The 16,093-nt window shown below is 41.9% G+C and carries 12 protein-coding genes; all 12 read right to left on the reverse strand.

The window, feature by feature from the left end; genetic code table 11:
• Positions 1-30 precede the first annotated feature (30 nt).
• The 12 genes from ABES02_RS16445 to ABES02_RS16500 all read right to left on the reverse strand — a co-directional run bounded on the left by ABES02_RS16445 (position 31) and on the right by ABES02_RS16500 (position 15,574).
• The gene (locus ABES02_RS16445) at positions 31-1,368 is read right to left on the reverse strand and encodes a (Fe-S)-binding protein (protein WP_430137006.1); all 1,338 of its coding nucleotides are present in this window, start codon (positions 1,366-1,368) and stop codon (positions 31-33) included.
• Complete coding sequence (locus tag ABES02_RS16450) at positions 1,369-2,772, reverse strand: FAD-binding oxidoreductase (RefSeq protein WP_430137107.1); 1,404 nt, start codon at positions 2,770-2,772, stop codon at positions 1,369-1,371.
• An 80-nt stretch (positions 2,773-2,852) separates the two neighbouring features.
• Positions 2,853-4,052: an L-2-hydroxyglutarate oxidase gene (gene lhgO / locus ABES02_RS16455; protein ID WP_430137008.1), complete on the reverse strand. Its 1,200-nt coding sequence runs from the start codon at positions 4,050-4,052 to the stop codon at positions 2,853-2,855.
• Positions 4,053-4,095: 43 nt separating this feature from the next.
• Complete coding sequence (locus ABES02_RS16460; RefSeq protein ID WP_430137011.1) at positions 4,096-4,893, reverse strand: ABC transporter permease; 798 nt, start codon at positions 4,891-4,893, stop codon at positions 4,096-4,098.
• On the reverse strand, positions 4,893-5,843 hold the full coding sequence (locus ABES02_RS16465; RefSeq protein ID WP_430137014.1) for an ABC transporter permease: 951 nt from the start codon (positions 5,841-5,843) through the stop codon (positions 4,893-4,895). The genes ABES02_RS16460 and ABES02_RS16465 overlap by 1 nt, the downstream gene beginning before the upstream one ends.
• A complete protein-coding gene (locus tag ABES02_RS16470; RefSeq protein WP_430137017.1) occupies positions 5,807-6,904 on the reverse strand; it encodes an ABC transporter ATP-binding protein in 1,098 nt (365 codons plus the stop codon). Before ABES02_RS16470 ends, ABES02_RS16465 begins: the two co-directional genes overlap by 37 nt.
• 49 nt (positions 6,905-6,953) lie before the next feature.
• Entirely contained in the window at positions 6,954-7,964 is a 1,011-nt protein-coding gene (locus ABES02_RS16475; RefSeq protein WP_430137019.1) for a TAXI family TRAP transporter solute-binding subunit, read from the reverse strand.
• A 195-nt stretch (positions 7,965-8,159) separates the two neighbouring features.
• Positions 8,160-9,551, reverse strand: coding sequence for a sigma-54-dependent transcriptional regulator (locus ABES02_RS16480; protein ID WP_430137021.1), 1,392 nt, complete (start codon positions 9,549-9,551; stop codon positions 8,160-8,162).
• Positions 9,526-11,493, reverse strand: coding sequence for a transporter substrate-binding domain-containing protein (locus tag ABES02_RS16485; RefSeq protein ID WP_430137024.1), 1,968 nt, complete (start codon positions 11,491-11,493; stop codon positions 9,526-9,528). Before ABES02_RS16485 ends, ABES02_RS16480 begins: the two co-directional genes overlap by 26 nt.
• Before the next feature lie 314 nt (positions 11,494-11,807).
• Entirely contained in the window at positions 11,808-13,214 is a 1,407-nt protein-coding gene (locus ABES02_RS16490) for a DJ-1/PfpI family protein (RefSeq protein ID WP_430137027.1), read from the reverse strand.
• 522 nt (positions 13,215-13,736) lie between these two features.
• Positions 13,737-14,552 (reverse strand): ABC transporter permease, encoded by an 816-nt coding sequence (locus ABES02_RS16495; RefSeq protein ID WP_430137028.1) that lies wholly within the window; start codon positions 14,550-14,552, stop codon positions 13,737-13,739.
• Positions 14,549-15,574, reverse strand: coding sequence for an ATP-binding cassette domain-containing protein (locus ABES02_RS16500; RefSeq protein WP_430137031.1), 1,026 nt, complete (start codon positions 15,572-15,574; stop codon positions 14,549-14,551). The genes ABES02_RS16495 and ABES02_RS16500 overlap by 4 nt, the downstream gene beginning before the upstream one ends.
• Positions 15,575-16,093 lie beyond the last annotated feature (519 nt).

Consider the following 16,093-nt stretch of genomic DNA (forward strand, 5'->3'; position numbering starts at 1 on the left):
GTCACCTTCTTTTTCTCTAAAGTTAGCGGATCAGTTAAACCCGCAGCACTCTGCTAATAGTTCAACTAAATGCATGCTTCTTATTTCGTTTGCACGTCCGTGCCGTTCGATACCGAGGCTCATTTGCAGCTGGCATCCGGGATTGGCCGTCACGACAACGGTCGGATTTGTCTGCGTTACTTTCGTCATTTTCTCATCGAGTATTTTCATCGATTCATCAAAGTGGAGCAGATTGTAAATGCCTCCTGATGCACAACAGCTATCGGCTCCTTCCATCTCTACGAAGGTGGAGCCTGGAATGGACTCAAGCAACAGTCTTGGCTCTTTATATACTTTCTGCACGTTCCGTAAATGACAGGAATCCTGGTACACGACTACATCAGACAAGGCTTTTTTAAAAGGAAGCGGTCCATATTGGACGAGAATTTGGCTTATATCCTTTGCCTTGTTGACAAACTCCTTAGCCGAATCTATCGATTCCGGTTCATTTGCCAATAAGTGATCATATTCCACCAGTGCCGCTCCACAGCCGCCGGCATTGTTTACAAAGAAATCGGCTCCTGTATTCTCAAAAGCTTTTATATTTGCTTTTGCTAATTCTTTTGCCCTTCCCTTTGCACCTTGATGGGCGTGTAGAGCTCCACAGCAAGTTTGTGCCTCCGGAATTACTACCTCACAGCCTATTGATGTGAGCAGGTCAATCGTCAAACGGTTGATTCGTGTCATCATCGCATCCATAATACAACCAGTGAAGAAAGCAACCCGGATTTTCTTTGCTCCTTTTGGCGGAAAAGTGGTCCCGTGTCGGACACGTTTAGACGGCGGTTCGACTAAAGGCACTGCTTTTTCCAGCTGGGCTAACGGTTCGGACAGCTTATGCAGCACTTTTGTACGGCGGATCAGTTTATTTAGACCGACTTTTTGATAGAACCACAGCAGATTTCCAAGTATTTTCATCCGTCTTGGGTAAGGAAATAAATGGTTTAAAGCTCCATTTTTCAACCTCGTCGCTGCGGTTATCTTCTCCTTACTCTGGCTATCTTCGATTGTATCTCTGGCCGCTTCCAGGATATGTCCATACGGTACACCGACCGGACAAGCTGTTTCGCAGGCGCGGCATCCCAGGCATAAATCGATGGGCTTTGATAAATGGTTTTGTATCTCAATCTTTCCTTCAGAAGCCATCTTGACGAGATTGATTCTTCCTCTTGGCGAAGCGGATTCTTTCCCCATTGATCGATATGTAGGACAGGCTGGTAAACAATAACCGCACTGAATACATTGATTTGTCCAATCATAGGTTTGCTCAAACAGATTTTGCACAGCTAGATTGCTATCTTTATGTACATGATTTAAAGATGCTTTCATTTAGGTTAGCGCCACCTTTGTCTGGCCAGGTGTTGGAAAAATTTTTCCCGGGTTTAAAATTTGGTTTGGATCCCAAGCCTCTTTGATTTTCTGCATCATCAACAGCCCTGCTTCTCCCAGCTCCATCTCCATATAAGGGGATTTTAAGATTCCAATTCCATGTTCCCCTGAAAGAGTTCCGCCTAGCTCAACGGCTGACTCAAAAATTTCGCTGACCGCATCCTCGACTCGTTTCATCTCAGGAATGTTTCGCTTATCCGTGATAATATTCGGATGGAGGTTGCCATCCCCGGCGTGACCAAAAACGACAAGATTCAGTTGATATTTCTCCCTTATATGGTTAAGCCGTTGCATCATAGCTGGAATCTGACTTCTAGGGACCGTTGCATCTTCTGATATTTTGGTGGGCCCCATACGGGTAATAGCGGGTGATACCATCTTTCTTGCGTTCCATATACTTTCTCTTTCGGCCTCATTTTGTGCCACTTTTACCTCAATCGCTCCTGCTGTTCCACACAGCTCCTTACATTTCAGGATTTCTTCCTCAATGGCTGCCGGATGTCCATCTACCTCTATGATAATGACCGCCGCCGCTTCCACTGATAATCTAGACGGACGATAGGCTTCGACCGCACGTATACAGGCATTGTCCATCAATTCCATGGCAGAAGGTAAAATGCCAGAGGCTAAAATTTTCGTTATCGCATGACCAGAGTCAACGAAGTCGTTAAAGTAAGCTAGCATGGTTTTTCGCGCTTGCGGTTTTGGAATTAACCGCAAAATCGCTTCTGTCACAATTCCTAATGTCCCCTCGGAACCAACAATCAGCCTTGTGAGATCATAGCCCGTGACATTTTTTACGGTCTTGCCGCCTGTACGGATGATATCCCCTAATGGCGTGACCACTTCCAAACCGATTACATACTCTTTTGTTGTTCCATACTTCAGCCCTCTAGGTCCGCTTGAATTCTCCAAAAGATTGCCTCCAATCGTTGCAACCTGGGAACTGCTCGGGTCAGGAGGATAAAATAATCCGGCTTCCTCTGCTTTTTTATGAATATCAGCCGTTATGACACCTGGAGAAACAATGGCAAGAAGATTTTCCCGATCAATCACTAATTTGCGATTCAGTCGAGACATATCTAATACCATCCCACCCTTAACCGGAAGCGGACCCCCGCTTAGTGAAGTAGCCGCGCCTCTCGGATAGATTGGAATCAGATACTTATTCGCTAGTTTTACTAACTGGCTAATCTCTTCTTTATTGTGTGGTTGAATGACAATATCAGGCAAATACTGGCCAAAAGAAGCATCAAAACTATAAGAATATCTATCTGCTATATCGAGCAATACACGTTCAGACGGGATAATTTTTTCGATTTCCCTAATGATTTCCGGCCCCATCAAGATCACTTCCTTTGCCTTTCCATACAAATCTTCCACTTTATTCTCCTGCTGCCCCCACTAACCACTTGAAGTGGTCGTTACGTTACAAGCGAGTATGATGACATCATTTCGACTACTTCTTTCCCAATTTCCATCGAGGCCGTCGCGGCCGGAGAAGGAGCATTGCATATATGAATAGAACGTTTTCCGTTCACAATATAAAAATCATCTACTAACGAACCATCAGATCGTAACGCCTGGGCACGTACGCCGGCAGGTCCGGGGATGAGATCGTCCTCCGTTATGCTTGGCAATAGTTTTTGAACTGCTTCTAAAAATTTCTTTTTATGAAACGAACGAATAATCTCCTCTATTCCTTCTTTCCTGTAAAGCTTCGCAAGCTTCCAAAATCCTGAGTAGGAAAGCACTTCTGCCGCATCCTGAAAGTTAAAGGAGGTTTTCTTGTAGCCTTCCCGTTTTAAACTTAATACGGCATTTGGCCCTACATCGATGGTACCGTCTATCATCCTCGTAAAATGCACCCCGAGAAAAGGGAAATTAGGATTGGGCACCGGGTAAATGAGGTTTTTGACCAAATGTCTTTTTTCTGGTACGAGTTGATAGTATTCTCCACGAAACGGAACAATCTTTAAATCTAGTTTATATCCCGTTAACTTTGCCATCCGATCACTATGTAAGCCGGCGCAGTTAATCAGCATCGAGCCATGCAGCACCTGGTCATTCGTCTCAATGATGACTTCCTTTTCGGTTTCTTTTATGCTTTTTGCTTCCGTTTTTAAAAAAATCTCTCCTCCATTGTCGCGAATCATCATTCCCATCTTTTCACAGACTCTTTTATAGTCCACAATACCGGCCATTGGGACATGAATGGCTTCAAGCCCGCTGACATTAGGCTCCAAATCTTTCAATTTCCCTTGATCGATTTTGCTCACTTCCAGACCATTTTCTAATCCTCGTTGAAACAGATTTTCCAATAAAGGAAGTTCATTTTGAGAAGTCGCCACAATGACTTTGCCGCATTGCTCGTACTGAATTCCATATTTCCTGCAAAAGGCAATGATGGACTGATTGCCCTCTTTGGCTAAACGGGCTTTTAGACTGCCAGGCTTGTAATAGATGCCTGAATGGATTACCCCGCTGTTGTGACCGGTTTGATGAAAGGCGAGCTCTGATTCTTTTTCTACCACAGCCACTTTTGCGAGTGGATATTTTTCAAATAGTGCCATAGCAACGGAAAGGCCAACAATACCGCCGCCAATGATAATGTAATCGTACAAAGTCGTTTTCCTCCGTCTCTAACAGGAATTTGTCCGTAGCGGCCTACGAATGTGAGCCCCCGAATACTTTGCCGACGCCTTGCATTTTTTCAAGGATGACAATCAAAATGACCGAGATGAAGATGACAACGCTGGAAACGGACGCAACAATCGGATTATAGGCATCCTGCATCTGGGAAAAAATTTCAATCGGCAGCGTCCTCATCTCTGGTGAGATCATGAACATGGACACCGTAACATTATCAAATGACGTAAGGAAGGCAAACAAACCTCCTGAGATGATTGCTGGGCGTATGAGCGGCAGTGTCACTTTCCAAAATACGACAAATGGGTTTGCCCCTAGTATGGATGCGGCACGTTCGAGATTGTAATCAAAACCGCTTAGTCCTGTTAAGACAAGCCGGATGACATATGGGATACAAATGATGATATGAGCCAGTAAAAATCCCGTAGATGTACCAGCAAGCATCAATGGAGTGAAAAAAATCAATAGAGCGATTCCTAGAACAAGCTGAGGCACACTTAACGGTGATGTTAGCAATGAAGTGATGTAGGTCTTCCCGGGGATGTCATATTTGGCTATCGCCATCGCTCCGAGCGTGCCAAATAATACGGAAAAAAAAGCGGCCATAAGAGCGAATTTCACACTATTCATCATCGCTTCTATGAACTCGGGACGATCCAAGAGCTTTGTATACCACTGAAAGGAAAATCCCTCAGGTGGAAAACTTGGATAACTTGCACTTGTAAAGGAAGCTGGAATGACCACTATGAGCGGAATGAGGATATAAATGATCGTGATGATGGCAGCAGCCGTGCGAAACCATGTGAGACTTTTCATTAGCGGAAAACCTCCTTGAATTTGCTTCGTTCAAATGCACGAGTAAAGACCGTGACCGTAATGAGGGTCGTTGCCAACAGAACATATGAAATTGCCGATCCAAACGTCCAGCGCAGCAGATTATTAATTTGATCGTATGCGACCACTGGCATGACTGGAACATTGGCACCACCCATTAAGGCAGGTGTTACATAGGCACTCATTGATAAGCTAAACACTAATACGCATCCGGACACGATTCCTGGCAAACTGAGCGGAAGTGTAATCGAAAAGAAATTGCGAATTGGACTCGCTCCTAAGATAGCGCTCGCTTTTTCCAAAGATGGATCGATGTTGTACAGGCTTGTCGCAAGGGCAAGAACCATAAATGGAAGATAGGCGTTTGAGAGACCGATAATCACTCCAACCTCTGAAAATAATAACTTGAGCGGGGTATTGATCAGCCCTAGCGACATCAATGTATGATTAATCGTTCCATTTGGCAGCAATAAAAGATACCAGCCGAAATTTCTAACAACGATGCTCACTAAAAGCGGAGAAGCAATCAATAAAGCGATTACACCGCGGACCCGAGGCGAGCTTTTTGCCATCGTTAAGGCCACTGGATAGGCAAGGATTAGGGAAATGATTACTGTATACAAGCTAACTTTTACCGTTATCCAAAGAGAGGATAGATAATAACTGTCCGTGAAAAATTGGGCGTAATTTTTAAGGCTGTAAGCTGCATCGGTGCCGCCTAAATTGTCACTTGAAATAAAGCTTAAATAAAGGATGTACAGCATCGGTACAATGAAAAAGCCAAAAATGAACAATAGAATCGGAAGAAGTAGCAGTAGTCCTGGTGCCCAGCGTCTTTTTGCTTTATTTTTAAGTTTTTTCTGAGGTTCTGTACTTACGGGATTATGTTTTTGTGTTATTTCTTGATTAGCATAAGATCGCATGGGTTCCATCCGATATACACCTCGCTTCCCTGCCTCCAAGTCGTATCAAAGGAAGGCGTCAGTATTTGGAGAGGCTTACCCTTCAATGAAACATCAACCTCCCAGGAAGTTCCTAAATAGTTCATTTGGGTAATTTTCGCTTTGTGAAACTCTAGTGAGGAAGAGGTTCTTTCTGACGAACTGATTTGTATCTTTTCGGGACGAATATACAGCTTTACCTGATCTCCCATGCGGCAAGCTCGATCATTCCCCATTACGTTTTCGAGGTCGACATGAGCGATGTCATCATCCACGAGTACGGAAATTTTCCGACTGTTTATCGAAGAAATCGTTCCTTCGAAACAATTCGATTTGCCGATGAAATTAAAGACGAATTCTGTTTCAGGATGATTATAGATCGCTGTCGGGGTGCTGATTTGTTCGATTTTTCCTGCGTTCATGACAACCACTCGATCCGACATAGAGAGTGCTTCTTCCTGATCATGTGTCACGAAAATCGTAGTAACACCAATTTCCTTTTGCAGGCGCTTGATTTCTGCCCGCAATTCATGCCGTAATTTCGCATCCAGATTGGAAAGAGGCTCATCAAGAAGGAGCAATTCTGGCTCTACAACTAGTGCTCGGGCAATCGCAACACGCTGGCGCTGACCACCAGATAATTCACGCGGATAGCGATTTTCAAGCCCTGACATCTTGACTAGTTCAAGTGCCCTGGCAATCTTCTTCCCTTTTTCTGATTTTTCCACCTTTCTCAGCTTGAGACCAAAATCAAGATTTTCATAGACTGTCATATGAGGGAAAAGGGAATAGGTTTGAAACACCATCCCTAAGTCGCGTTTATATGGCGGTGTTTTCGTTACTTTTTTGCCTTTAATAAATACATCGCCTTCATCCGCTTCCAGAAAGCCAGCAATGAGATTTAATGTGGTCGTTTTTCCACAGCCGGAAGGTCCTAGCAAGGTAAGCAATTCTCCCTGCTTCACCTCAAGGTTGATACCGTTTAGGACAACGTTGGATCCAAATTGTTTGAATGCCCCTTTTATCTCTACATCATTTTGGATTGCCTGCATAATCGGAACTCCTTTCTCTCCTCAATAGATTTTTTTTCAATGATTGGATTCAATGATAGACTCCATGTTCTGAAAAATATTTTTCTGCTCCTGGATGGAACTTCAGTGGAATCCCTGTTTTTGCTTCCAAAAGTTTAATATCTCGTGCCGAAGGGTGAATTTCCTCTAGTTCAGGTAAATGCTCATATAATGTTTTTACAAGATTGTAAGCCTCTTTATTGGACATGTCCTTATTTGTAAACAGGACATTTTTGATCGCGAAGGTTGAAATGTCGTTTTGTTGTCCCTCGTATGTTTCAGGCGGAATCACTGCTTGTGAATAATAGCCAAATTGATGCTGAAGACGATTGACTATTTTCTCAGGAACTGGAATGAGCTTTATTGGCAACTCCGCGGAAAGGGACGTAATTTCTGGATTCGGCAGACCCGACACAAAAAATGCGGCATCAATGTTTCCGTTCCTTAAAGCATCAGCTGATTGTGAAAACGAAAGGGTTAATTTTTTAAAATGATTACTGGTTAGGCCAACTGCTTGAAGCGTTCGTTCCGCAATCAGTTTTGTTCCGCTATCAATAGAGCCTACACTGACTTTCTTTCCGGTTAAATCCATTAACGAGTGAATACCGCTTTTTTCTGTAGTGACGATTTGTATGTAGTTGGGATAAAGACTGGTTAAGGCTCGTAGCGTCTTTTGAGGATCCTCTCCTTTCCGTTTTTGTTTTTCTAAAAGACCTAGTGCATCGATGGTTGCAAATCCTAGTTCGGCATTCTTTCGACTGACTAACTTCGTATTTTGAAAAGAAGCATTCGTTACTTGCGTCCCAGATGCCATTCCATTGTATTTTTCATACAGATCCGCCATTCCCTGACCCAGAGAAAAATAGACACCCGACATATCACCTGTTGCAATGATGAGAACATCGTTTGACTTTGAAGACTGTTGCTCCTGATGAGCATGCACAATTGCCGGCGAAGGGATTTCTTGCCTGCCATTTTCGATGGTGCATCCTGCCAGGAAAGCAAGAAGCAAGGCTGCAGTGAAGAGTGCTCGTAGCTTCATCCACGAATCTCCTTTCATTAAAATATAAATGCAAGTTCCATGCCAAAATTCAGATTATTATGAAATGTATCCGCTTTCACTCATTCGTTCCGGATTAAAAATCAAATCGGCAAAATTCGCCGGATGGAACAGGCAAATTTTGCCGATTTGAACATTTACAAGCGAATTTCTGCTAATGGAGACTCCTTTGATCGGCTAAACCTTCTTTTGCTGATCTTCTATCGCATAAAGTTTGATTTTATCACGTAAACTTCGTTCAGAAATCTGCAGTGTTTGAGCTGTTTTCTGACGATGCCTGCTAAAGTGATTTAGTGTTGCCGCTATCACCTTTTTTTCTATCTCCTTCATTGGAATACCAATCGGAATTTGCAGGCTTCCTCCGCTGTCCATTTGTCTAGTGGTTGAAAATGCCGGTCTATTTTCCTGAACATATGTGGGTAAGTCTAAAACTGTGATTTCATCATTCATTGATAATGCAACCGAATATTCGATGATGTTTCCGAGTTCCCGAACATTTCCTGGATAACGATATTCTAGTAATAGCCTTCGAGCATCTGGGCTGAGAAATTTCTTCCCCATATCCATTTCCCGGCAGTATTTTTGTAAAAAATGGTCAATCAATAGCGGCAAATCTTCTGACCTCTCTCTAAGAGGAGGAACGGAAAGAGGAATGACGTTCAGCCGGAAATACAAATCTTCTCGAAACGTACCTTCGGACACCATTTGCTCAAGGTTTTTATTGGTAGCACCTATAATGCGAACGTCTAACGAAATCTTTTTATTTGAGCCAATTGGTGTAAGTTCACGCTCCTGCAGAACCCGGAGCAATTTTACCTGGAGGGCTAGCGGCATCTCACTAATTTCATCCAAAAACAAGGTTCCTCCGTTTGCAGCCACCCATTTCCCCTCTTTTCTCTGCGTTGCACCAGTAAAGGCCCCTTTCTCATAGCCAAACAATTCCGATTCCAGCAGGTTTTCAGGAATGGCTGCACAATTGACCACTACTAGAGGTCCATTTATTCTTTTTCCAGTGTTGTGGATGCTGCGTGCTACCAGTTCTTTTCCTGTTCCGCTTTCACCTGTGATGAGAACACTAGAATCAATGTTTTTGATGCGTTCGATCATCGAGAATACACGCTCCATCGCTTTACTCTTACCTAAGAAGTTGTGAAACCCACGTCTCTGCCCAAGCTCTTCATGAAGTGTCTCGATTTCCGATGACATTCTCTTAAACTCAGATGCTCTCATTATTAGAAGTTCGAGTTCCTCCATATTAATAGGCTTTTCGATATAATAATACGCACCGCTTTTAATCGCCTTGATAGACGACTCGATAGTGGCATAGGCCGTCATCATAATAACGGTAACAGATGGGTCGATTTGTTTGATTTCTTGTAGTACATCAAGTCCGCTGCGAGTACCTAAACTCAGGTCAAGCAGAACAATATCGATTTGCTTTTGTTCTAGCAGGAGCAGACCTTTCTCCGGGTCCGTTGTAGTTGTAACTTGATAATCATCTTCAAGTGCAAAGTTAAGCGATGCGCAAATCGCTTGTTCATCATCAATGACTAGTACATGCGGCTTCATCTGCAATTTCCTCCTTTTCGTACAATGGTAACGTGACGGTAAAAATAGTCCCTTTTTTGTATTGACTGTTTACTTGAATATCACCATCATTTTCTTTAATCAGCTGGTAAGAAAGGGCAAGTCCCAATCCAACCCCCTTCTCTTTACTTGTATAAAATGGTTCAAAAATGCGATTAAGCTCGTCCTGCTTCATTCCTTTCCCGGAATCGGCAATCATAATTCGACCAGAATGTTCATTTTCCTTTTCTATCGTAATGGTTAAATTTTTCTCAGGTGTCTCTTCTACTGCATCGATGGCGTTCAATATTAAGTTAAGCAATACCTGGCGAATTTGCTGAGGATCGATATAGAAAATAAGCTGATCGTTTAGCGATTGATTCACCGTAATTTGTTTTTTCTCAAATGTAACCTGAAGGAAGGCAAGCAGGGAGGTAAGATCGTTCGCTGTACACTGTTGTTTATTAGGCGGCCTTGGCCGTGCGTAATCAACCAAATCACTTACAATCATCTCAAGCCTGTTTACTTCCGCTGGTACATGTTCCATCATCAACTCGCGAAATTGTGGACGGTCATATTTTCTAGGCAGCAAATCAATAAAAGTTTTAATCGCTGTTAACGGATTACGGATTTCATGCGCAACCCCTGCCACGAGCTGGCCAAGAGCGTGAAGCTTCTCTTGGGTGATCAATTTTTGTTCTAGCTTCTTCTTTTCAGTTTCATCATTAATGGATAGTAAATATCCAGTCTGCATTCGTTGGGAGTCATACATTTTCATCATTCTATAGAAAAAAACCTTTCTATAACCCTTTTCATTGATTTCAAGAATATTAGGGCCCTCTGAATCATGCTCGGATGAATGGGACATTTGTTCAAGTAGTGGGGGCTTCTGAAGATGCAACGGTGTATTAGTTGAAAGATTTAGCATTTCCATTGCCCTTGCATTACAGCTTGTAATCGTAAAATCAGGTGCAAAGGTAACAATGCCGGTATCGATATTATTCAAAATTAGTTCTTTAAAGGCATAACTATCAGCGATTTCTTGACGCTGTTCTTGGAGATTCTCATTTAGTCGACGAAGTGTTCGTGTTTGCAGGTTGACAGCTTTTTTTAGACGGTGATTCCAAATATAAATAAACAGAAGGACTAGGGCAACCGTCGATAGGACGATGGTTAACAGTAAAATAAAATGCTCTAATCTGGCAATGATTGCATCTGGCTTCGTCAGTACCCATTTATTTATAACCGTATTTACTTCCCCTTGCGCTTTTAAGTTTGTTAAGGTGTGATTAATCATTCGAAGCAGCTTGTCATTTCCTTCTTTAACCGCAATGGTATAGTCTGCAGGTTCAATCACTTCATCAAGAATGACAAAGTTTTCTTGTTGGTTTAATTGTTGTAAATATACTTTTGCCGTCCACTTATTCCCAATAAAAACACCGGCCCTTCCGTTGATAAGAGCAAGAAGTCCGGAAAATTGGTTGGTGGAAAGAGTCAACTTTGTATTACGCATGTTTAAAAGTGTATCGACAACTGGTGTGCGGTTCTCTACAGCTACTTGAAGATTGCGCACATCGTCGATTCCTTTTATTCTGCTTTTTTTATCCTTTGGAATAATAAGAGAATCAGACATTGTAAAGAATGGATCCGAGAAATCAAAACGACTATCATTTTCCGTGCTGTAGGCAATACCCGCAATCGCATCAGCCGTCCCGTTCTCCAATGCTTTTTGTGCTTCACTTTTGCTCATTGGAACATATTCAAATGTAAGCCCGTTCTCAGTAGCGACTTTCTGCATTATATCAATACTAATACCGGTCAACTTCCCGTCTCCTTTTGTGTAAGAAAAAGGAGGAAGTGCCCATTCACCGGCTATTTTATATGTATTATTTTCTGCCCAAGCAGTGGGAGCATAAAACAATAATGGAGCTAGTACTGCGAGCAACTTTAATAGGAAATCGGTTTTAATAGATTTAATTACTATTGAGTACCACTCCTTTTATGAAATTTGTAAAAAAAGTCAGTAAAACAAACAATGACCATCACATTGTACGTTTCACTGACTCTTATCCAAGAATCGTCTTCCGACTAATCATATGCAATTGAGAAAATCATTGTAATGATATTTTAGAAGTTTTACAACACCCATTCAACATTAGTTAGATATTGTCATTGAAACGATGCCATCATTATAACTAAATATTCTGTATTTTTCAAATCGTTTGCCGCAGGGATGGTTCTTCTGTCTTTTATTTTGGTTTAGCTTTTTGTCCTTAAGATCCTCATAGGTTTATATGATTTGAAAATTGGTTTCTTCATAATGAATCGTCTATCAATACAGAAAGCTGCCAATAAAGCTAGTAAACCGGTTAGAAGTACATTGCCGTAAGTTTCAAGAGGATATGGTTTGCCCTCAAGATTAATGCCATTCGCACGATATTCGAATCTTTTCACAGCATGCTTGGCAGTTAAAAGGTCTTCTTGTTTAGCTAAATCTTCCAAAGGTGCTTCGAATACATATCTGTTTGGTGAATCACTATGAATCAAAAGTGTTTCTTTAGCATTACCCTTTTCACCCCATAGTTTTATATCTGCTTCAGCGATTGATTTAGCATTGCCGCCGGGGATGATCATTTTATCTAATTTTGGTGCATTCGAAATTTGATGTCGAGCCACGATATTAAGATGATGTTTAGTGGCAATAGGAGCATCTGAATTTGAAATGGTAAATAACTGTGTCGTTCCGGTGTCTCCATAAGAATCAAAAATAGAAGATAAGGCTAATTCGTCCATTCCTTTATATAGAAGTACACCCATCTGTTTCTTATTCCAATGGAATCCAAGATTTAGCCAGTATGTTGCAAATTTTACATCCGGGTAAAATGGGTGGTCCACCTTTGGATTTTGAACGAAGTGATAAGAAGGATAATTGATTTCTTTCGAAATTTTTGCTGCCATAGGTTCTCCTACCTGTTGAGCTATCAAATGCAGCACACCATCGATACCCGCGCTTTGACCAGCAGTGGTTAAAGTATTACCCTCTTGAACATACCGCACATCTTCTACCCAATGTGTGTCAGGATACTGTTTTTTCAATCCAGGGATCGCTTGCCAGTGTGACTGGGCTGATTTTCCTTTTAATACGCCTGCATCAGCAAGATTCATTGAACCGCCACAAATACTTAAAAAAATGGTTTTTTCATTAGAGTGCTTCTGAATCCATTTACGAGTTGGTTGATATTTTTTTTCATCAACGCTTGGCATGTATGGGACCACGACAATGTCAGGACTTTTACCTAATAATTGATCTAATTCTTTATAAGAGTAATGTGGGACCACATCCAAACCTCCTGATAAAGACTTGATGTTTTTGTCCGGTGCAACAGCATATACATTGTAGGCATCCGTCATAGAAAACAGTGTGTATGGAATGAGAAAATCGAAATCTTCAGTTGGGATTGATGAATCCGCCATCACAACTGCCACAGTAGGTTTATTGGGATTGTATGGAGGTATATTCATTCCTTGCAGTGAAGGAACCGGCTCATGGTGGACGTTTAAGTAAAAATCTTTTTGATGCCGATTAAAGCCATACAATTCGATCCCTCCCACAAACACAACAAAACTCAATATATAAACAACGAAACGTACTACTAGCCTTTTCATTTTATATTCCTCCTCCGGATATGAATGTTGTTATTCTTTAACGGTACAAAATCTCCCGATTCCAATGAATAAACTTTTGATAAATCCTTAACAAAAATCATATTTTCCACCTCCAAAATGTGGTTATTTGTTATTGACTGACCTGGTGAACTACTCTCACATTGTACTTAGTTTGAACATGATAAAAACCGCACTCTTTATGGGTATTACCGCAAAAATTCGTGGTACCCCCGGCTGGGTATTTGTTGTTATCTTGATTTCATATTAACTTTTTTCCAAAGCTCTGATAATTGTGCTAGAGCTTGATTTTTATATCAGGCTTTAGACTTGGCTGGTTTCAGACCACAAAAAAGACAGAGACTGAAATAGTCTCTGCCAAATATATTGCCTTAGAAACCGATATCAATTTAAAAGAAATAGACCGTAACTTGAACAATAATGAGGGCCAGGGGGACGGTTCCCATGGTTCAAATGAGGTGAGACCACTAGAACCGTCCCCATGGTCTTCCAATCGCCTCATGTCTATGCTCGGCGCATATATGCACGTACTGTGATAGGTGCAAAAATCACTACAATGACAGCAGCTCCAATAAGAGAGATGCCGAAATCCGTACCAATGGTTCCGGAATTGGCAAGCTCTCTGACAGCTGTCACAAGATGCGAAACCGGGTTGAACTTCACGAACCACTGAAGCCAATTAGGCATTGTCTCAACGGGAACAAAAGCATTAGAAAGAAAAGTAAGTGGGAATAGCACTAGCATCGAGATTCCTTGTACGCTTGAGGCCGTACGTGCAATTACACCGAAGAAGGCAAAAATCCAGCTTATAGCCCAGGAGCACACAATCACAAGTAGTCCTGCGATGACGACATAACCCAGACCTCCATCAGGTCTATATCCCATAATATATCCCATAATAAAAGTAAGCACAGTGGCAATGGTATACCGAATGTTATCTGCCAATAATGCTCCTGCTAACGGAGCAATCCGTGCAATCGGCAATGACTTAAATCGATCAAACACGCCTTTATCCATGTCCTCACGCAGTTGGACGCCAGTGACAATTGAGGTTGAAATCACGGTTTGAACAAGGATCCCAGGAATAATGACTGGTAAATAGTCCTGTACGTTCCCAGAGATAGCCCCGCCAAAAATGTAAGTAAACATCAGTGTGAAAATGATTGGCTGTAGTGTAACGTCAAACAATTGTTCTGGTGTGCGACGAATTTTCAGCAAACCTCGATAGGCCATTGTAAACGAGTTACGTACTGCTTGACCGAAGCTCGTGTTATTTTTCAATTGGCGATTAGAAACCGACTCCATCGTATTGTTTTTCATATGCCTACCTCCTCTTTTACCGATTCGCCAGGCAATTTTGATGTATCCTCTACCCCATGACCAGTAAGGTTTAAAAAAACTTCATCAAGTGTTGGTTTTTGCACACTCAACTCAGCCAATTGGATTCCTGACTCACGGAAGGCAATAAGTAAGTCAGTCACCGTGTTAGCATCGGCCATTGGTGCAATTATCTTCCCGCCTTCGGACGTCACATTTGACTGAACTTTGAGTACCCGTTCAACCGTTTGACGAGCGTTCTCCAAATCTTTTGTATTTTTTAGTCTCAATTGTAACGATGAGTTCCCAACTGACGCTTTCAATTCGTCCACAGTTCCCTCTGCAACCACTTTGCCACGATCGATAACCGCTATCCTATCAGCCAGTTCATCTGCCTCTTGTAAGTATTGCGTTGTTAACAATACCGTTGACCCCATCGTTACCAATCGACGAATGGTCTCCCACATTTGATTACGTGTTCGTGGATCCAGTCCAGTTGTCGGCTCATCCAAGAAGATAAGCGGTGGCTGTGTAATGAGACTTGCCGCTAAATCTAATCTGCGACGCATACCCCCAGAGAAATTTTTCAATGGACGTTTTGCAGCTTCTGTTAAACCAAATTCCTCTAACAACTCGTTTGCCTTACGCTTTGACTCTGCACGTCCTAGTCCTAACAATCGAGAAAAGATGACCAAATTCTCCGTAGCACTGAGTGACTCGTCTACCGATGCGTACTGACCAGTCACTCCAATTAGTTGGCGTACAATCTGAGCTTCTTTCACTACATCGTGTCCAAAGATTCTTGCTGACCCCTCGTCTGATCGTAAAAGCGTCGCTAGCATTCTGATTGTGGTTGTTTTCCCTGCTCCATTGGGACCAAGCACACCGTAGATAGTTCCTGCACGTACGTTCAAATCTACCCCATCAACAGCACGGTTGTCGCCAAACGTTTTAACAAGTCCACGCGCTTCAACGGCTAAATCCACATTTTCCGGAAATGTTACCTTCTTATTTAAATATTTCATTTCATTTCCCCCCATAAAAATGAATACATAAAGAGAGTAGCAAACATTTGTGAATTCAATATGAACTATTGACTATTTCATCTAATCTGTACAATTGTTTTACTCCTTTACGGGATAAAAATAACATAACATAACACTGTTACGTTGTAAAGATAGTTGAAATTATTAAACTCATCTTTAGCTTAATAATTTTTTCTAGTTCCATTTCATCTCTAATTGGAATGCCTTCATTCAAACAATTTATCCAACTGAGAAAAACATAGCTTGAAAAACGTAAGAGACGGGACACGTCTCCAAACTTTACGAACATGATATTCTAACACGTTTCGAAACAATGTTACGTTCTACTAAATCATCATGGTCAAAAATTGCCAGGGGGACGGTTCTTCTGGTCTGTACCAAACACTTTTTGAGCCATGAGAACCGTCCCTGTGGAATCTTTTGTCCCCTCTTCACTGTGACTGAACTCACTGACCATTATGATTGATAACCTTATAATGTTTTAGGTCTAATCAAACT

This window comes from Neobacillus pocheonensis (assembly GCF_050477905.1).
Lineage (GTDB): Bacteria > Bacillota > Bacilli > Bacillales > Cytobacillaceae > Neobacillus > Neobacillus pocheonensis_A.